Source organism: Lysinibacillus sp. GW247-5R2A, assembly GCF_059424475.1.
Map to the genome: position 1 here is coordinate 200,292 of NZ_JBWKZL010000006.1, position 18,547 is coordinate 218,838.

The window sequence follows — 18,547 nt, forward strand, 5'->3', positions numbered from 1 at the left end:
ATACGAAGGAAGGGATAAAGAATTATAAAACACTTTGCTATTATTTTCAATGTCAAAGAAGCCCCTACTCTATATAGACTTCATGTATAATAGGAAAGATTCCTAAATTGAAAAGAAAGTGAGTTTCTAACTATGTATGATGTAATCGTGATCGGTGGTGGTCCATCGGGTTTAATGGCGGCGATTGCTGCTGGAGAGCGGAAAAAGAAAGTTTTATTGTTAGAAAAAGGTGCAAAACTTGGCAAAAAATTAGCTATTTCTGGTGGTGGACGCTGTAATGTGACCAATCGTTTGCCTGTTGAAGAAATCGTGAAGCATATACCTGGTAATGGTCGTTTTCTTTATAGTCCTTTTACCGTTTATAATAATGAAGATATTATTGCATTTTTTGAAGGGCTTGGTGTTGCTCTAAAAGAAGAGGATCACGGTAGAATGTTTCCTGTATCTAACCGTGCACAAGATGTTGTCGATGCGCTAATTCGTCAGCTTCAACGTTTACATGTTGAAGTTCGTTTACACACAGCCGTTAACAAGCTTGTCATGGATGAAGAAAAAATTCTCGGTGTTCGTCTTACAGATGGCTCCGAGATTCGTAGCCAAGCTGTCGTTGTAGCCGTTGGTGGCAAGGCTGTCCCACAAACGGGATCGACAGGCGATGGCTATCCATGGGCAGAGCGAGCTGGCCATACAATCACAACTTTATTCCCAACAGAAGTCCCTGTTATCTCGAAAGAGGATTTCATCCAAGCACGTGAACTACAGGGTCTAGCCTTACGTGATGTTGCTGTCTCTGTGCTAAACAAAAAAGGGAAGGTACTCGTTACCCATCAAATGGACATGCTCTTTACACACTTTGGCTTAAGCGGTCCTGCCGTTTTACGCTGTAGTCAATTCGTTGTGAAAGAATTAATGAAAACAGGCTATGAGCCCGTAACAATGCGTATACAAACTTTAACGAATTATAATGAAGAAACATGTCTACAATATTTAAATAAGTTGATCAAAGAGGATCCGAAAAAGGCTGTGAAAAATGTTTGGAAAGGCATCGCCCCAGAACGTTGGCTGTTATTTTTATGTGAACAGGCAAATATCGATGTACAAGTAACGGGTGCCGAATTATCCCAAGATAAAATTCGTCAGCTAGCTCGTTTACTCGTTAGCTTCACTTTGACAGTAAGCGGCACCCAATCACTTGATAAAGCATTCGTTACAGGTGGTGGTGTCTCCGTAAAAGAAATTGAGCCAAAAACAATGGCTTCCAAGAGAAAAGAAGGACTATTCTTCTGTGGTGAAATCCTAGATATTCACGGCTATACAGGAGGCTATAATATTACCTCCGCCCTTGTAACGGGGCGTATTGCAGGAATGAATGCCGCATTATAATAATAGAAGAAAAAGCGTGTCCGGACAAAACGGAGGGCACTGAAAAAGTCTATATCTTCTCACATCACGAGGTATTTAACGAGTAAATTGTTGAATACCTCGCTTTTTTCATTTTGCACTGTGACTCTACTGTTGTTTTCCGAAGCATTCCGCTCGCTTTCCGCGGGTGAGCGCCGAGCCTCCTCCTACGCTTCGCTTCGTGCGGGGTCTCGTCTGTCTCACTTTCCCGCAGGAGTCGAGCGATGCTTCTCCAAACAACGCAATGTATCACACTATTATTTGTCACGCTTTCCTTTATAATAAAAGAATGAATGTGCAGGTGGTATCCCCGATGATTTCAAATCAAGAAACCCTTAATTTAAGTCTATATATGGCGATCTACGATATTGTTGTGCCAAAAGATAATATACTTCGCCAAATCAATGAACTTGTTGATTTTTCATTCATTTTAGAAGAGTTAAAAACAAAATATTGTTTAGACAATGGACGAAATGCCATTCCTCCAACGATATTCGCTGTTAATTTGAAACGGATATTAAAGCTACTAAACGAAAATGAATAAGGAATAGAGACAGAAATAAGGCACTTCCTGTTCAAAATTGAACAAGAAATGCCTTATTTTCAACTGAAAAAGGTTCGCTTTTATGAAAACGTAAGTTTTTCAGTGCCCTCGACAAAACGGACACGCTTTTTTAGCTTTCACTAGACATATATACTTCTTCAAATGGCTGGATAATGACAAAGCCCTCACCCGAAAACGCCATCTGGATTGATTCGCCACTTCCACGACCAATAAATGTACGGAAGCTAATATCTGTTTTAAACTCGGGTGTTAAATTCCCTGACCACGCGACAGTGGCATGTGGGTCAGTATAAACCGTTTCACCTGGTTTTACTAATAATGTTAATGGTTCGAAGTGTGTTGTAATCGCTACTTTCCCTGTCCCTTGTAACGTTACATTAAATAAACCACCTGACATGATGCCAGCCATTTTCCGCATTAACCGTATATCCCAGTTGATGCTAGGCTCAAAGGCAAGTAGATCATTACCATTTACACAAAGACTGTCGTTTTTCAAATCAAAGACGGTTACTTTCTTACCTTGATCGGCTAAATAAAGTCTGCCCTTCCCACTCGCTTTCATCAATTGTGTACCTTCACCTGTTAAAGCCTTTTTAAACATCTTACCAAGTCCGTGCTCCAACACGCGCTCACGTTCAAATTTAATGTCTCCTGTATAGGAAATCATTGCGCCCATTTTGGACCATACTTCACCGTTTAAATTAACCTCTAATACACGCTCAGTTTCCAATTCAAAATAATCATTTTCTTGATCATCCTGCTGTGTTTTATGAACAAATTCATCTAAAGAAAATTTCCCCATAGTAGATCCCTCCCTAATTACTTTATATACGATTATTTTTGAGAAAAGATTCAAATTTTAGCGGTTTATCCCTTATCCCGTTTTCTCTTTTACTAACGAAATCTTTTTATTTCCAGTAATGGTATTGACATCAGGCATGTACTGTTATACATTAAACGAGGAATCGAAAATTGTTATATAACAATCGATACAAAAAAATAACTATATAAGTGCCATGTGCGAAATGACACCTATAGAGTTATCGTAAAAATAGATTATTGAGTTGCGGAAACGTCTCCAACATTTTGTGCCGCTTTTAAAGCAGTTTGTTTACGTACATCAGCACGTAATGTGATTGAAATGATTAATGAAGCAGCGATTAACCCTGCAAATACATAGAATACAGGAATATAGCTTCCATAAGCATTTTTGATAGTGCTTACTAACAACGGTCCGAAAATACCACCCAATGACCAAGTTGTTAATAAATAACCATGGATTACACCAAGTTGTTTCGTTCCAAATAAATCACTTGCAAAAGCAGGTAAATTTGAGAATCCTCCACCATAGCAACTAACAACTAAGAAAATAAGTGCTTGGAAAATAATTACGTTCGTTGTATGTGGTAAAATGATAAATGTAATTAGCTGTGCTGTAAAGAAAATAACAAATACATTTGAACGTCCAATATAATCAGACACAGCGGCCCAAATTAAACGACCACCACCATTAAATAACCCCATGATTCCTACCATCGCTGCAGCTCCTGCAACTGATAGCCCCACAATTTCCTGCGCCATTGGTGAGGCAACAGAAATCATCATAATTCCTGCCGTAACATTGACTAAATGCATAGACCATAGCATCCAGAAATGCTTTGTTTTGACAGCCTCACGTGCTGACATAACTGCTAAATCTTTCTTTACTACTTCTTTGCCGTTATCGGCTGCTGCCTTCATATTAGCTGGCATATAACCAGGCTTAGGCGGCGCTATATATGAAGCCCCTAAAATCATTAACGTGAAATAACATGCCCCTAAAATAAAGTATGTTGTAGAGATGCCAACTGCCTCCATTAAGTTGGCTGCGACCGGCGCTGTAATTAGTGCACCAGATCCAAAACCAAGTACGGCCATCCCTGTTGCTAGGCCTCGTCGATCTGGGAACCATTTTACAAGCGTTGATACTGGCGCAATATAACCAATCCCCATACCTAATCCACTAAGTACGCCATATGTTAACCAGTACAACACGACCGAATCCATTGAAATTGCAACTCCTGCACCAGCTTGTCCTGCTCCAAATAAGACAGCTGCTACCATCGCCGATTTACGTGGTCCCATCTTCTCTACTAAACTACCAAATAATGCAGCTGAAAACCCAGCAAGCCCCATCATAATGGTAAAGGCAACCGTTACCTTTGTTTCACTCCATCCCATTTCTGTGACAATCGGTATCTTGTATACACTGTATGCATAGGCTCCACCGATTGAAAGGTGAATAGCGATTGCAGATAATGCAATTAACCATCTATTTTTATTCATAAATTCTCATTTCTCCCCTCTTTTGCTACCTGTGAAAATTCTATGAACGTCCATGTTAAACAATTTAACACTTAGAATTATTCAAATGCAAGATGTTTTTCTAAAAAATATTATTTCTCCAAAAAGTATTTTGTTTTTCCATTAATGGTTTTCATTAAATAAACCTTACAGTCTCTAAGAAAAACAGCGTTTATCCTACAAAAAGCATAACACCTTTTAGCTATTATTACTTTTCTACTCTATTTTACAAATAACCATTAATTATATCGAAATAATTATTTTTGTGCATAATTTCACATTCAACAGATACATACGTCTCTTTTTACCATTTTTAACAGGAGGCAACAACACTTGCAATGCAGCAAATGCAGCACGCGGAATGTAGAAATTTTTAGAATAAGTGAGAATTTTACAATAGAAACAGACAATTTTTTTATATTTAAAAATATCCTTAACAATGGGATAACACCTCTTTTTTTACTTAAAATTGTAAAACAATATTTTTATAACAATACAGAGAATGTATAATTTTTAAGCCACTTTCAATTTTCCTTCATTTTTATTATTCAAATATATATTTTTTTCATCTGAAATTGAACGTTCAACACTCTAAGTCACAATGAATTGCTTCTATCAGGTTATAAATATGCTAGAACAAGTCCATTTTTCGCGAAATATTATTTTTGTAAAAAAATAAAACATATACAAAAAAAACAGCATGCTAGAAATATTTCCAACATACTGTACAAAATAATTGATTTTTTAAGTTGTTTTTCTTTTCATAAAAAGCAAAGTTCTTATTTCCTTATAGTAAATACATAGCAGAATTCCTAGTAAAATCAATAAGGAGCCATATACTTGGACACCTGTAGGAAATTGCTTTAAAAAAATTGCACTTAATAGCATAGCGATAGCTGGCTCAAAATTCAATAATAGCGAAGCATTCGTTGAGCCAATCTCTTTCATTTTTTGATTCCAAAGTAAATTACTAATCCCATGAATAATAATCGCTGATAAAACGAGCAGCATCCAATAAGGGTATGTTACTTGCCAATCTATTCGTGTCCACATCGTAAACGAAAAAGGGACAAGCACCAGCAAACCGATTAGATTTGTATAAAAGGTGATGGACTGGGCTGATAATTTCAGGCTGAGATGATTCACAATAATAAGGAATAAGGCAAAGCTTAGCATCGTAATTAAACTTAGCACCTCCCCCTTTCCAATAGAAATGGTGATGAGGGCTCCTTTAGTAATGATGAGACCAACCCCTATAAATGAAATGATTGCCCCTAACCAAAATATACCGTTTCGTGATTCATGATACATCATTTTATTAAGTAAAGATGTGACAATCGGTGCGCAGGCTAATATTAATGCCGCGGTAATAGGAGAGGTATGCTGAAGACTTGCATAAAAGCTATAGTGATTGATGGAAACACCTAGTATTCCTGCAATGATCAGCAACAGCAGGTCATTACGTGTAAACGTTGTACGAATAATTGCCTTCCAACTAATGCAGCCTAAAAATAGGACAATGACCATTAATCTAAAAATGGCAACCATGATTGGAGACCAATGTTCAATTAAAATAGAGCCAATAATAAAGTTACTGGCCCAAAAAAATACACAGCTAAATAAAATCATATAGATCGTTAGTTGCTTCATATTTATCGCACCTGTATATAAGAGACTTCTACATAGTTCATGATCAACTCTTTTAAAAATCTACTTTCCTTTCTTGTACTTCTTCCTATCTATTAAAACATAAGTATAGCAAACTAGAAATTTTCTAGTTTGCTACGGTATCTAAATAAGGGGGATTTAGATTGATACTTAATGGATAAACTTGCCTTTTGACATAACCACCCGTTTTGATGGTTTACGTGCAATGACTTCAGCGCTAGAAACGGCGTCAAAGAAAACAAAGCTTGCTTCATCTTGCACGTTTGGCCAAACCTTTTGACCATTGGCATCCAATGGTGTGACACCATTTGTAATGTATTTTAATGTTTGTCGAATAGAACGCTCATCTAGCTTACGTGTATTGTCTGCAAAAGTCGTTGCTTTTTCTAAAATATCTCCCGAGCCATATGGACTCCATGAATCATAAAAGCCATCACAACCAAAGTGAACATCCACTCCATGCTCTGTTAGTAAATCAATTGGTGGGATTAATCGTCTTAAATCAAATGGCACCGTTGACATAATTTTTACTTGCTGCTGTGCTAGACGATCTGCAATTTTATGCTGTTCCAAAGCTGAAACATCTCCAAGAGAAAAGGCATGACTAATAGCCGTTCTCCCTTGATAGTTTGCATCCTCCACCATATCGATCCATTTATCGATTGTATAATAGCCAACATGGCCACCATCATGTAGGTGAATATCAACATCTACGTTAAATTCTTGTGCGATATTCATGACTTCATAAAGAGAAGGCTCAATCGAATTATCAATACCAGCAGGATCTAGCCCACCAATCATCGTCGCCCCATTGCGCAAGGCTTCACGTAATAATTTAGGCACATCGTCTCTTAGTAAGCCATGCTGTGGAAAGGCAATGACTTCTGATGTCACAACATCTTTATAATCTTCTAATGCTTCTAGCACACCCTCTAAGTTTTTTAAGCCAATGTACGGATCGATATTGACATGTGTACGAATATGATTGGCACCATTATTGAGGATTTTCTCAATCATGGCTGCAGCCCGTTGTTTCCCAGTCGTTGCAAGGACCGATAATTCTTGTGCTTCACGATCCAAGCGTTCTTTCAGGTTTTTTACAGGCACACATGCTTTCCACGGTAAAGATAAGTATGTCTTATCTAAGTGATTATGCATTTCTTTAAAGGCTGGTAATAGCAGCTTCCCTTTCATATCCGTTACTTCATCTAGAGAATCAATTGCTTGTGTTGCTGGTACAATTCGAGAAATAAAGCCATCTGTAATTTCAAGGTGAAAAAGCTCCACCTTTGTACCGACAGTATCATTTTCTTTTAGATATTCTCCTGTTTCAAGTAGAACATTTGTAAGCCAGTGCTTCATCTGTATTCTCCTTTCAACTCTCCAACTTCCTGTTGGTGAATAATACGTCCCTGTGAAATAACTGTAGAAATAGGGCATCTTCTTGCTACAACATGCGCAGTACTAATACCATCTACTAAAAGCATATTGGCTTTATCACCAACCTGTGGCCAAACACGTTCTCCTGCATCATTCAATGGTGTAATGCCACCCGAAGCATATTTCCAAGCGCGACTTAGTGAATATTCATCAATAAAACGGAATCTCTCCGCCATTACATTTAACTTCATAATGGTGTTTCCTGTACCATAAGGAGACCAATGATCTGTTAAACTATCATGTCCTACAGAAACTTTTACACCATTGTTATAAAGGTATGGAATCGGTATCGTCGAGCGATTAATATCCGTTGGTACCGTTGTTGTAACATCCATTTGAACAGCAGCCATCGCCTGAACTAAGTTTTCTAATCTTGATTGTTCTAAATCCGCAAGCGCCATTGCATGACTAATCGTAACTTGTCCTTCTTTTTTCGCCTGTTTTGTTAATTCGATTAGTTTATAAAATTCAAATTCACCTAAAGTATTAGCTGTATGAATATGAATATCAATCCCTGCCTGATAGTCTTGAGCAATAGCCATCGTTGTTTGCAATGATTTCTCAATATTTCTATCTACAATGGATGGGTCAACTCCTCCAACAAGCGTTGCACCCATTGCCATCGCTTCACGGATCAGTCCTTCCACATTAGAGCGCAGTAAACCATGCTGTGGGAAAGCCACAATATCATAAGTAATTTGATCTTGATATGTTTCTAACACTTGCTTTGTAATTTCAATATGCTTGGTCCCAATTTGTGGGTCCACATTACAATGCGACCGAATATGTGTATGTCCTTGTGAAATAAACCACTTAACCATTTCCTCAGCCCGATAAGCCGAGGTCGGTAATTGTTTAGGAAGCAGTGTTTGTTCTTCCTCAATGCGCGTTAATATCCCTTTTGTAATAGGTCTTGGCGCCTGCCACTCTCCACCAAAATAAGTTTTATCAATATGAATATGCATTTCTCGGAAAGATGGTACTAATAATTGCTTCTGAGCATCTACTATCTCTACATCGCCATCGACTACTATATTCTTATCTATTTGTTGAACATATCCATCTACAATTAGAACATCATAAATAGCAGTACGCGTTGCAACAATGCGTTCATTTTCATGCTCAAATGCCTCTTCTAATCTCACATTTTTCAGCAGTAATTTATTCATAGTTTCCTCCTCATTGGTATTTGTAGGTTTCACCAAGTTTGATTATTCTACAATTTCAACGCCACTGATCATCGTATAGTTTGATGCATCTAACCAGAACCCTTTGACAGCATTACTGTAAACAGCTAAATGCTCGTAGTTACGAACTGGAATATACACAGCATCATCTAACTCCATCTGCATTGCTTTTTTGTAGATTTCATTACGTGCCTCTTGATTTGATTCAGAACGTCCTTGCTCAATTAGCTTGTCTATTTCTGGATTTGAATAGTAGAAATGGTTTCCTGGAGGTCCCATAGAAGCAGTATGGAATAGATTAAATTGGTTATAATCAGCATCTCCAGTTGCATTACCCCAGCCACTAATAAATATTTGGTGTTGTTCTTTCGTAATTTCAGAAATAAATGCGCCGTATTCCATTACTTGAATATCAACGTCTAGACCAATGCCCTTCAATTGAGATTGAATAACCTCTGCCATATTAATACGCTCTTTGCGGTCGCTTGTTAGTAATTTAACTTTTGTTCCTTCTTTAACACCCGCTTCTTTTAGTAGTTCTTTTGCTTTTACTACATCATAATCATATGGCTTTGTTTCACTAGAGTAACCGATAATTTTTGGACTCATTGCGGAATTGGCAAGTGTGCCTACATTATCATAAATACCGCTAATAATTGCTTCACGGTCCACTGCATAACTAATTGCTTGACGAACTTTAACATCTGATAACAATTCATCTTTCACATTGAAACCGATGAATTCTACTGCCAATCCTTCTGCGCGGAATAAATTCATAGTTTGTGAATTTTCAATACGATCAATTTCAGTTACTGGCACTTGCTCAGCGATATGCGCTTCTCCGCTTTCAATCATCGCTAAACGTGTAGAATCCTCGGGTACTACTTTAAATGTTACTTTATCTACTTTTGGTACTGTGCCCCAATAGTCTTTGTTTGAATTTAATGTAATTTCTTGACCTGATTTCCAAGCATCAAATACAAATGGACCTGTTCCTACTGGATGTGTTGCTAATTCATCTGCCGCTTCTGCAATAGCCTTCGGGCTGATCATACTACCTTCCTGGCTTGCTAAAATTGATAAAAGCGGTGCATATGGCTCCTTTAATTTCAACGTGACAACATACGTATCATCGACTACTACTTCACTAATCATTGATAATTTATCACGCTGTGGTGAACCAGTCTCCGGATCTAAAATGCGATCGAATGTAGCTTTTACAGCGTCCGCATTAAAATCAGCGCCATCATGGAATTTAATGCCTTCATTTAAAGTAAACGTCCATGTGACATCATCTTTTTGTTCCCACTCTTTTGCAAGTAATGGAGCAATTTTACGATCTCTATCAAAAGCAACAAGTGTTTCATATACTTTGCCATGAATAATATTCGCTGAAGGGATATCTGTTATAAAGTGAGGATCAAGGCTTGTTGCATCTGATGCTCTTAAAACAACTAATTCCCCTCCTACACTTTTAGCTCCCTCATTGGAACCTTCAGCACTCTTATTACTAGCAGTTGAGCATGCCTGCAAAACTAGAACAGTAATTAGTGTCATCAATAAAAAAAGCTTCATTCTCTTCATAAACATTTCCTCCTTTTATGTTTTCGTCCTTACATCTCGAATTATAAAGAAATAAAATTCACTTGTTTTTTAAAATCTTTACTTGTTTTTTAAATTTTCTGACTAATACCTTCTAAAATATTTACATTCTTTACGCTTTTCACTAAATTGAAATCAAATCAAATAGAAAAGGAGTTTCATTATGGATAAAGTAACTACTACTATCGACCATGCTGTTTTAGTGAATGCACGTAAAGCTTCTAGAAAAAAGAATCTTGTCTCGTTCCTAAACAAAATCAAAAAAAATAAGGCCGCTGTCGCAGGGGGTATCATCATTCTTCTATATATATTGATGTTTCTTATCGGGCCAATTATAGCTCCTTATGATCCATTCGATGTTCAGTTAGATCAAAAGTTACAAGGACCCAGTTTAGATCATTTAATGGGTACAGATGACAAAGGACGAGATATTTTAAGTCGAATCTTATATGGCTCCCGTTTATCTCTTGGTGTTGGTATTTCAGCCGTGTTATTTGGTGGAACAATTGGGACAATCCTCGGCCTTATCTCTGGCTACTATGGAAGATGGATTGATTCGATTATTAGTCGTATTTTAGATATCATGCTTGCCTTTCCAGGTATATTACTAGCTTTAGCGATTGTCAGCGCATTAGGACCAAGTCTTATTAATGTAACTATCGCTGTTGGATTCTTCTCCATCCCTATGTTTGCCCGTATTGTTCGTGGATCGACAATGGAAGTAAAAAAATTAGAATATATCGATGCGGTTAAAACACTTGGTGCGAATGATATGACCATATTAATCAAGCATATCTTTCCGAATATTTTATCACCTATTATTGTCCAAGCATCTATGCGTTTAGCAACAGCCATTTTATCTGCTGCTGGTCTGTCATTCTTAGGATTAGGTGCACAACCGCCATCTCCTGAATGGGGTGCCATGCTATCAAATGGTAGGGATTTTCTTTTTACGGCCCCATATATGGCCCTTTTCCCAGGTATGATGATTTCCATCCTTGTTCTAGGATTTAACCTATTCGGAGATGGTTTACGAGATGCTTTAGATCCAAGAATGAAAAATTAAAGGAGAGAAGTTATATGACATTATTTATCCTCAAACGACTTGCTCAAATTATCCCCGTGACGCTCGGTGTAACGCTTGTTGTTTTTCTAATTATGCAAATGATTCCAGGCGATCCGGCCATCATTTTAGCCGGTGAAGGAGCTTCACAAGAAACCGTTAATGAATTACGTGAAAATTTAGGACTGAATAAGCCTTTAGCCATTCAATATACAGATTACATTAAAAATCTTTTACAAGGTGACATGGGTCATTCTTTAAAAAATAATCAACCTGTCTTTGAAGAAATTACGGCTCGTTTACCAATTACAATTGAGCTGGCCTTTTATAGTATTTTAATTACCATTGTTCTCGGGCTGATTGCCGGCATCATCTCAGCAATCCGCCCTTATTCCTTCATGGATGTTGGTTTAATGATTGTGGCATTATTAGGAATCTCGCTCCCTAGTTTCTGGTTAGGTATTTTATTAATGTACGTTTTCTCCGTACAGTTACATTGGCTACCTGTTGCAGGCTGGGACAGTGCTAAACATATTATTCTACCTGCGGTTACACTCGGCGCAGGTGGTGCTGCCATCGTTGCACGTATGACACGTTCAAGTATGTTAGAAGTCGTCAATCAAGATTATATTCGAACGGCTAAAGCTAAAGGTTTAAAAGGTTATATTATCATTTTAAAGCACGCATTACGGAATGCTTTAATTCCAGTTATTACAGTAGTAGGCTTACAGTTTGGTAGTTTACTTGGCGGCACAGTATTAGTAGAATCTGTTTTCGCCGTGAACGGATTAGGTCGAATGATTGTCGATGCCATTCGTACACGAGATATACCAATCGTTCAAGGAGGCGTGCTAGTCGCTTCATTAATATTCGTATTCATTAATCTTTTCGTCGATATTTTGTATCGAATCTTTAATAAACGGATGGATTTAAACTAGGGAGGGAAAAAACAGATGAAACAAGATACAGTGTTAGAAGTAAAAAATTTACAAACTTATTTTTATTCGAGTGAGGGAGTCGCTAAAGCTGTGGACGGTGTTTCCTTTACACTTCAAAAAGGAGAAACACTAGGCATTGTCGGAGAATCTGGTTGTGGGAAATCCATGACTTCCCTATCACTACTTCGGTTAGTCCCTTCACCCCCTGGCAAAATTATTAATGGTGAAATTCTTTTAAACAATACAGACATCTTGAAATTATCAGATGAAGAATTACGTAAAATTCGAGGTAATAAAATATCAATGATTTTCCAAGAGCCTATGACAAGCTTAAATCCTGTGCTATCCGTTGGTGAACAAATCGCTGAATCCATTCGTTTACACCAAGGTTTATCACGTAAAGAAGCATGGCAAAAAGCGGTGGATATGATTCGCCTAGTTGGCATTCCAGCCCCTGAAAAAAGAGCGAAACAAGAGCCGTATCAGCTAAGTGGCGGGATGCGTCAACGTATTATGATCGCGATGGCACTTGCTTGTACGCCAGATGTTTTAATTGCTGACGAACCGACGACTGCCCTAGATGTAACCATTCAAGCTCAAATTATTGATATTATTCAAAATTTGCAAAAGCAGCTAGGAATGAGCATTATCTTCATTACCCATGATCTTGGTGTTGTAGCTGAGATTTGCGATAAAATTGCCGTTATGTATGCAGGGCAGGTTGTAGAGGAAGGCACAACTGATAGCCTTTTTGCAAAACCATTACATCCATATACTAATGGTTTAATTCAATCCTTGCCAAAACTATATGAGGATCAAGAGGAATTATCTACTATTCACGGAACCGTTCCAAGTCCATATCATTATCCAATTGGCTGCCGCTATGCAGAACGCTGTCCATTTGCTACAGAATTATGCCTTGAAAAACAGCCTGAACTTCTTACGATTGAGCCAGGGAAAAAGGTAAGATGCTGGATGTACAGTAAGGAATGGCAGGGAGCAACACTTATGGAGGAGATGACCGTATGATAAAAGAGCAGCAAGCACAGCCACTATTACAAGTAAATAATTTAAAACAACATTTTTCCTTAAAAAAAGAAAAACTCTTCGGTCCACAGCAGGTGGTTAAAGCGGTGGACGGTGTTTCCTTTGAGATTATGCCTGGTGAAACACTTAGTATTGTTGGAGAATCTGGCTGCGGTAAATCAACGACAGGTCGCTCTATTTTAAGATTAGACGAACCTACATCTGGAGAAGTGTTATTATTCGGCAAAAATTTAGTAACGATGAATAAAAAAGAGCTACGAGTAGCGCGCAAGGACATTCAAATAATTTTCCAAGATCCGTATGCATCTCTGAACCCAAGGCGCACTATTCGCAAAATGTTAACAGAGGCCATGTCTATTCAAAAAATAGTTCCTCCAGAGCAGCAAGAGGCACGCATGATTGAATTAATGTCACTTGTCGGACTGCGACCAGAATATTTGGAGCGTTATCCACATGAATTCTCTGGTGGGCAACGTCAACGTATTGGGATCGCAAGAGCACTTGCCGTCAATCCCAAAATTATAATTTGTGATGAATCGGTTTCTGCCCTGGACGTATCTATCCAAGCACAAATTTTAAATTTATTGAAACAGCTACAAAGAGATTTAGATTTAACCTTTTTATTTATCTCACATGATTTAAGTGTAGTGCGCCATATATCAGACCGGATAATGGTTATGTATCTTGGAAAAGTCGTAGAAATTGCTGATAAGCAATCCCTTTTCACCCAGCCGCATCACCCTTATACAAAAGCACTGTTTTCGTCGATTCCAGTTATTGACAAGGAGCATCGTAAGGAGCGTATTATTTTAAAGGGAGATCTACCATCACCGTTAAATCCCCCTACTGGCTGTAGCTTCCATACACGTTGTCCGTTCGCTACAGATAAATGTAAAGCAGAGGTTCCTGCTTTACGGGAAATTACGGCAACCCATAAGGTAGCTTGCCATTTTGCAGAAAATTTAGTTTAATGTAACTTACACTTATAAATTCAATGGAGAGGTCATTATGTTACAACTAGAAACCTTCAACATATATATTCTCCTATGTGTAATCGCTCCAATTATTGGAGCTTTTCTGCTTACTTTTATATTTATTTTCGAAAAACAAATTGATAGCCTAGAGGAAGAAAAAAGAAATTTAGAGCTAAAGCAAGATTTACAAAGAGCCAATATTCTTCAGCTAAATCAGCAAATACAGCCCCATTTCTTTTTTAACGCATTAAATTCATTACTGAGCCTAGCCCGCATCAATCGAAAGGAAGATTTGGTAGCGGGCATTGAGGCCTTAGCAACGTTTTTTAAATTTAAATATAATAATCATGAGGTTTTAATTGCTTTAAAAAACGAGGTGCTATTTGTCGATAGCTATTTAAATATTCAACAGCTACGCTTTGGACATCGTTTGACAGTCCATAAGTATGTTGATGATGCAGCATTATCTGTACAAATACCACCATTTATTCTCCAGACCATTATTGAAAATGCATATAAACATGGCTTTGAAAAGCATATAGGACCTGCTGAACTTTTCATTAATATAAAGAAAATGGATAAGTTTTTATTAATAGAAATAAAAAATACACAACCATCAGAAAAGATAGAATCGGCTATTGAGCAAGTAGAAGATGAATTGCAGCAAGGTTATGGTCTTGAAAATATTAAAAAACGTCTCGAGCTTATATATGGACTCGAAAGTATTTTATTTTCAATTCAAAACGATCAACATTTTTACACTGTAACGATCCATGTTCCCGCTTAGGCTTTCTACTAATTTGAATATGAAAGGAGAACCTCAACATGAATATATTAATCGCAGATGATGAGCCTTTAGAGCTTGAGCAAATGATTTATTTATTAAAGCCACATTTCCCTAATTGGACATTCCATACTGCTCAGGACGCTTCACAAGCTCTGCAATTAGCTAAAAAGCACCGTATGACTATCGCCTTTTTGGATATTCAAATGCCTGGGAAAGATGGAATCACTTTAAGTAAAGAGTTAAAAGAACTTTATGATGTAGATATTATAATGGTAACAGCCTATCAAACCTTTGAATATGCGCAGCAGGCGTTACGTATTGGAGTAAAGGACTATCTAACAAAGCCTGTTATTGCTAGTGAATTAAATGCTATTGTGGAGAAATATAAAGTATGGAGCTCTAACCATGATGCGATCCAAAGCGCTCTTTCCTATATTCATGAAAACTATCATGAAAAACTGAGTTTAAATATTATTGCTGAAAAAATCCATTTGAACCCTAGTTATTTAAGTCGTAAGTTTTTGGAGGAGCAATCCATCGGCATTAATGAATATATTAATAATTATCGCCTAGAGATGGCCGTGAAGAAAATAAGTGAAAATCTGGATGCCAGTATGTCAGCAATTGCGGAGAGCTGTGGTTTTAATAGCCAACACTATTTTAGTGTAGCTTTTAAGAAAAAATATAATCAATCACCTCGTCAATATAAATCCTCTAAAACGAGTAAAGGTAATTGAAGATATGCTAAAGAAATTTTCATTGCTCGTACCATTTGCAAGTTTAAGCACAGCAGCAGGTGTCATCATACTTTTAGCGAGATGGATTAATGGTAATTTGCTATTGTCCTCTCCTTCTGCCCTTATTTCGTACGGCTTTATGGCGGGCATTTGTTATACATTAGCGACAGCTATTTCTTTTGTCATACTGGGCTCATTATTAAAAAAGAGTGATTACACACAAAACCAGCAAACACAAAGCTTTTTACTCTTTACGATACAGAAAAAATTGAGTGGTATGAATTTAAACGTCATACGATTTTTTTACCTTTTAACAGGCATTGAGCTTTGGTTAATACAATTAATAAGCATTAGTGTGTTATCTGAAATTATGTTAACTATCCCAGTCCCCATCACCATTTTTTTATTTTTGGTGGGAATGCTACTTCTGGATCGCATTATGTCTGTGAAAAGTATATTGTGGCTAGAAATATTATTTATCATCGCTTTATTTTCTTTACTTATTTTTATCCCTATTTATTATTTTGTACAAAATGGTGCTAGCACCGTTTATGAAGGTATTCGCTTGTATCATCCTTATTTATTTTATTTTAAAAATAGTGAAATCCTACTGTTCTATGTCATTATTCAACTAGCCGTTTTAGGACAAGTTCTCTTTGATAAATCAACATGGTATTTAATCGCCTTTATTAAGCCAAAAAAAGTACGCCGCAGCCTGTTTTCTTCAGGTGTGATTTTAGCTTTATTAACGCTATCCTTTACAGCTATTTTAATGATTGCTTTATATAGTGGCTCATTTGGTCAGTTTCAAATTCTAATTTTTACGTTTTTATATGAAGTACAGCCCGGGTTTCTGACATTTGCCTTCCTTGTCATTGTACTGTTGGCTATTGTCACAACCTTACTTGTGGATTTGCGCGCAACCAAACGATTTTTTGTGAAGAAAAGGCCCTATTATTTTTATTTAATTGGACTACTCATCCTTTTATTTACCTTTTTCTTATCTATCGATTTAACGATTTTAGGAGTTATCTATTCTTTCGCATTTCTTCACATTACCTTGCTACCATTTATGTTTATTCTTTTATTTACGAATCGTCATATTCACAAACATAACTGGCTTGTCATACTGTTTTCCATCATCATTGGGATTGGTGTTGGTTTAAGCTTCAATGCCCTTTACGGATTAGCAGCTAGCTTTATGATATCTAGTATTTATCAATTAATGCTACAGACAGAAACGGAAGATAAAAACGCCTGAATTCGCAAAATAGCGTGTTCAGGCGTTTGTCTTCTTTTAACTGATATAAATAATGAATATGCCAAATAATAGTAGACCAACAATGGCTGAACTAATGGAAAGATAATGTCTTTTTTCTTCTCTACCATAGTAATAGTCAATGAAAATAGAACTGACAACTATAACAGTTAGATAGCCTATTATTACGACGGTCAATAGGATCAACCCTTTCAGTACGAACAAACAGACCAAAACAATATTTACAATTTTAATGATCCAACTGACTCGCTGATGACCTTTATTAATATACCCTTTTGGAATGTTGAACTTTTTTCTCATTAATTTTTCGACAAAAAAATGACTAACGAATAAGACTACTAGAAATATAGATAGGCCCTTCATTCCAAAAGCTATATCATCTTCTTTTAGGGCAAGGTCTAAATAAGCCTTTGCCAAATCTTCATTATTTACTCGATAAAAGGATTTATTGTGATAATCCTCTATAACGATATATTCCTCGTTTAAAAATATTTTCATTTTAATTACTTGGCCATTTTCAAACTCTGCCCATACATCACGCATGGCTCCAAATCTAAATGGATTATCCCCATACATCTGTATTACAGTGGCCTGCTGTAATAACTGTTGTAATAAATCCTTGTCATCATTCAGCTCAAATATTTTCTGTCCAATCGTCCATCCAGGTCTCCCTGCCATAAAGGTCTCCATATCCGCGTTGAAAATCATTGTATACCTTTTTATTGTTTCTTGCTGTGCTAACTCTACAAATGAAGTTTGTTTAGCTTGTTCGCTCCGTCCTAGTGGACCGAGTTCTATGATAAACAATAGCATAACAATCGTACCTAAAATAATTAATGGATATTGCCAGCGTCTTGTTGTAGGATTTACTCGGTGTGCCTGCTGTAAAATATTTTTCTGTAATGACTGTGTAAATCGTGGCGTTGTGCCAAGCTCTTTATCCAACCTCTCCTTAAAAGCTGTCATCCATTAACACCTCCCAATCACTAGGGTTTAATTTAGACTGCAACATTTTCCTTGCTCGATGGAGCCTAGTTTTAACTGTATTTTCTGCACATAAAAGGATGTCAGCTATCTCTCGAACCTTTAATTCCTGATAATAATAAAGAATAATGACTTCTCTATAAGTAATAGGTAATGCAAATAATGCTATCATTAATGTATTTTGCTCATCCTTCGCTAATAATGTCATTTCTGGTGTACGTTTATTTGCCCCTATATGTATTTTTTCAAATAATTCATGTCGCTTATTTTTCCAACTTCTTAAATAGTCATGACTTTTATGTACAGTGATTTTTACTAAATACGTCTTTAGAGAAGATCTTTGTTCGAAGCGATCCCGTTGACGATAATAGGCAAAAAATACATCTTGAACAATTTCCTCAGCTATCGTCCAGTCCTTAACATATAAATACGCCACTCGTAAACAATATTCTCCATGCTCCTCCATGACCTCCTCTAAATGCTCACTCACCGTAACACCTCCAATGTATAGTCACTTTATAGTCGTAATGAT

At 37.0% G+C, this 18,547-nt stretch carries 16 protein-coding genes and 1 pseudogene; 9 read left to right on the forward strand and 8 right to left on the reverse strand.

Going from position 1 to position 18,547, the window contains the following annotated elements:
- Positions 1–132: 132 nt before the first annotated feature.
- Together AC07YC_RS11465 and AC07YC_RS11470 are read left to right on the forward strand one after the other, a co-directional pair.
- Positions 133–1,383 (forward strand): BaiN/RdsA family NAD(P)/FAD-dependent oxidoreductase, encoded by a 1,251-nt coding sequence (locus AC07YC_RS11465; protein WP_336635336.1) that lies wholly within the window; start codon positions 133–135, stop codon positions 1,381–1,383.
- A 331-nt stretch (positions 1,384–1,714) separates the two neighbouring features.
- Positions 1,715–1,888: pseudogene (locus AC07YC_RS11470) on the forward strand (transposase); the annotation flags it as partial.
- Positions 1,889–2,075: 187 nt separating this feature from the next.
- On the opposite strand, the gene AC07YC_RS11475 reads toward AC07YC_RS11470, so the two are convergent.
- From AC07YC_RS11475 to AC07YC_RS11500, 6 genes are all read right to left on the reverse strand, one after another.
- A complete protein-coding gene (locus AC07YC_RS11475; RefSeq protein WP_008176687.1) occupies positions 2,076–2,768 on the reverse strand; it encodes an AIM24 family protein in 693 nt (230 codons plus the stop codon).
- Positions 2,769–3,022: 254 nt separating this feature from the next.
- The gene (locus AC07YC_RS11480) at positions 3,023–4,291 is read right to left on the reverse strand and encodes an L-lactate MFS transporter (protein WP_494919417.1); all 1,269 of its coding nucleotides are present in this window, start codon (positions 4,289–4,291) and stop codon (positions 3,023–3,025) included.
- A gap of 762 nt (positions 4,292–5,053) precedes the next feature.
- Positions 5,054–5,959 (reverse strand): DMT family transporter, encoded by a 906-nt coding sequence (locus tag AC07YC_RS11485; RefSeq protein ID WP_336635333.1) that lies wholly within the window; start codon positions 5,957–5,959, stop codon positions 5,054–5,056.
- A 168-nt stretch (positions 5,960–6,127) separates the two neighbouring features.
- Positions 6,128–7,339: an amidohydrolase gene (locus tag AC07YC_RS11490; protein ID WP_494919418.1), complete on the reverse strand. Its 1,212-nt coding sequence runs from the start codon at positions 7,337–7,339 to the stop codon at positions 6,128–6,130.
- The gene (locus AC07YC_RS11495) at positions 7,336–8,586 is read right to left on the reverse strand and encodes an amidohydrolase family protein (protein WP_494919419.1); all 1,251 of its coding nucleotides are present in this window, start codon (positions 8,584–8,586) and stop codon (positions 7,336–7,338) included. Before AC07YC_RS11495 ends, AC07YC_RS11490 begins: the two co-directional genes overlap by 4 nt.
- A 42-nt stretch (positions 8,587–8,628) precedes the next feature.
- Positions 8,629–10,188 carry a glutathione ABC transporter substrate-binding protein gene (locus AC07YC_RS11500; protein WP_336635330.1) on the reverse strand — a complete coding sequence of 520 codons (1,560 nt, stop codon included), beginning with the start codon at positions 10,186–10,188 and terminating at the stop codon, positions 8,629–8,631.
- Between the two features lie 181 nt (positions 10,189–10,369).
- Here AC07YC_RS11500 and AC07YC_RS11505 point away from each other — a divergent pair, with 181 nt between their 5' ends.
- Genes AC07YC_RS11505 through AC07YC_RS11535 form a run of 7 tightly spaced genes read left to right on the forward strand, consistent with a single transcriptional unit; the run spans position 10,370 to position 17,013 of the window.
- Positions 10,370–11,272 carry an ABC transporter permease gene (locus AC07YC_RS11505; RefSeq protein WP_336635329.1) on the forward strand — a complete coding sequence of 301 codons (903 nt, stop codon included), beginning with the start codon at positions 10,370–10,372 and terminating at the stop codon, positions 11,270–11,272.
- Between the two features lie 14 nt (positions 11,273–11,286).
- A complete protein-coding gene (gene nikB, locus AC07YC_RS11510) occupies positions 11,287–12,207 on the forward strand; it encodes a nickel ABC transporter permease (RefSeq protein WP_008176673.1) in 921 nt (306 codons plus the stop codon).
- A gap of 15 nt (positions 12,208–12,222) precedes the next feature.
- Positions 12,223–13,236, forward strand: a complete 1,014-nt coding sequence (locus AC07YC_RS11515; RefSeq protein WP_494919421.1) for an ABC transporter ATP-binding protein — start codon at positions 12,223–12,225, stop codon at positions 13,234–13,236.
- Positions 13,233–14,225: an ABC transporter ATP-binding protein gene (locus tag AC07YC_RS11520; protein WP_008176669.1), complete on the forward strand. Its 993-nt coding sequence runs from the start codon at positions 13,233–13,235 to the stop codon at positions 14,223–14,225. Before AC07YC_RS11515 ends, AC07YC_RS11520 begins: the two co-directional genes overlap by 4 nt.
- A gap of 37 nt (positions 14,226–14,262) precedes the next feature.
- Positions 14,263–15,015: a sensor histidine kinase gene (locus AC07YC_RS11525; RefSeq protein ID WP_336635326.1), complete on the forward strand. Its 753-nt coding sequence runs from the start codon at positions 14,263–14,265 to the stop codon at positions 15,013–15,015.
- Between the two features lie 38 nt (positions 15,016–15,053).
- A complete protein-coding gene (locus AC07YC_RS11530; protein WP_008176665.1) occupies positions 15,054–15,752 on the forward strand; it encodes a response regulator transcription factor in 699 nt (232 codons plus the stop codon).
- 4 nt (positions 15,753–15,756) lie between these two features.
- Entirely contained in the window at positions 15,757–17,013 is a 1,257-nt protein-coding gene (locus tag AC07YC_RS11535; RefSeq protein ID WP_494919422.1) for a permease, read from the forward strand.
- Between the two features lie 36 nt (positions 17,014–17,049).
- On the opposite strand, the gene AC07YC_RS11540 is transcribed toward AC07YC_RS11535, so the two are convergent.
- Positions 17,050–17,997, reverse strand: a complete 948-nt coding sequence (locus AC07YC_RS11540) for a DUF4181 domain-containing protein (protein WP_494919423.1) — start codon at positions 17,995–17,997, stop codon at positions 17,050–17,052.
- Positions 17,984–18,505, reverse strand: coding sequence for a sigma-70 family RNA polymerase sigma factor (locus AC07YC_RS11545; protein WP_494919424.1), 522 nt, complete (start codon positions 18,503–18,505; stop codon positions 17,984–17,986). Before AC07YC_RS11545 ends, AC07YC_RS11540 begins: the two co-directional genes overlap by 14 nt.
- Positions 18,506–18,547 lie beyond the last annotated feature (42 nt).

Bases quoted from the DNA above. Each gene is read 5' to 3' on its own strand.
- nikB (WP_008176673.1), top strand. From the start codon at position 11,287: ATGACATTATTTATCCTCAAACGACTTGCTCAAATTATCCCCGTGACG.
- AC07YC_RS11490 (WP_494919418.1), bottom strand. From the start codon at position 7,339: ATGAAGCACTGGCTTACAAATGTTCTACTTGAAACAGGAGAATATCTA.
- AC07YC_RS11480 (WP_494919417.1), bottom strand. From the start codon at position 4,291: ATGAATAAAAATAGATGGTTAATTGCATTATCTGCAATCGCTATTCAC.
- AC07YC_RS11525 (WP_336635326.1), top strand. From the start codon at position 14,263: ATGTTACAACTAGAAACCTTCAACATATATATTCTCCTATGTGTAATC.
- AC07YC_RS11485 (WP_336635333.1), bottom strand. From the start codon at position 5,959: ATGAAGCAACTAACGATCTATATGATTTTATTTAGCTGTGTATTTTTT.
- AC07YC_RS11520 (WP_008176669.1), top strand. From the start codon at position 13,233: ATGATAAAAGAGCAGCAAGCACAGCCACTATTACAAGTAAATAATTTA.
- AC07YC_RS11540 (WP_494919423.1), bottom strand. From the start codon at position 17,997: ATGACAGCTTTTAAGGAGAGGTTGGATAAAGAGCTTGGCACAACGCCA.
- AC07YC_RS11530 (WP_008176665.1), top strand. From the start codon at position 15,054: ATGAATATATTAATCGCAGATGATGAGCCTTTAGAGCTTGAGCAAATG.
- AC07YC_RS11505 (WP_336635329.1), top strand. From the start codon at position 10,370: ATGGATAAAGTAACTACTACTATCGACCATGCTGTTTTAGTGAATGCA.
- AC07YC_RS11515 (WP_494919421.1), top strand. From the start codon at position 12,223: ATGAAACAAGATACAGTGTTAGAAGTAAAAAATTTACAAACTTATTTT.
- AC07YC_RS11475 (WP_008176687.1), bottom strand. From the start codon at position 2,768: ATGGGGAAATTTTCTTTAGATGAATTTGTTCATAAAACACAGCAGGAT.
- AC07YC_RS11500 (WP_336635330.1), bottom strand. From the start codon at position 10,188: ATGAAGAGAATGAAGCTTTTTTTATTGATGACACTAATTACTGTTCTA.
- AC07YC_RS11465 (WP_336635336.1), top strand. From the start codon at position 133: ATGTATGATGTAATCGTGATCGGTGGTGGTCCATCGGGTTTAATGGCG.
- AC07YC_RS11535 (WP_494919422.1), top strand. From the start codon at position 15,757: ATGCTAAAGAAATTTTCATTGCTCGTACCATTTGCAAGTTTAAGCACA.
- AC07YC_RS11495 (WP_494919419.1), bottom strand. From the start codon at position 8,586: ATGAATAAATTACTGCTGAAAAATGTGAGATTAGAAGAGGCATTTGAG.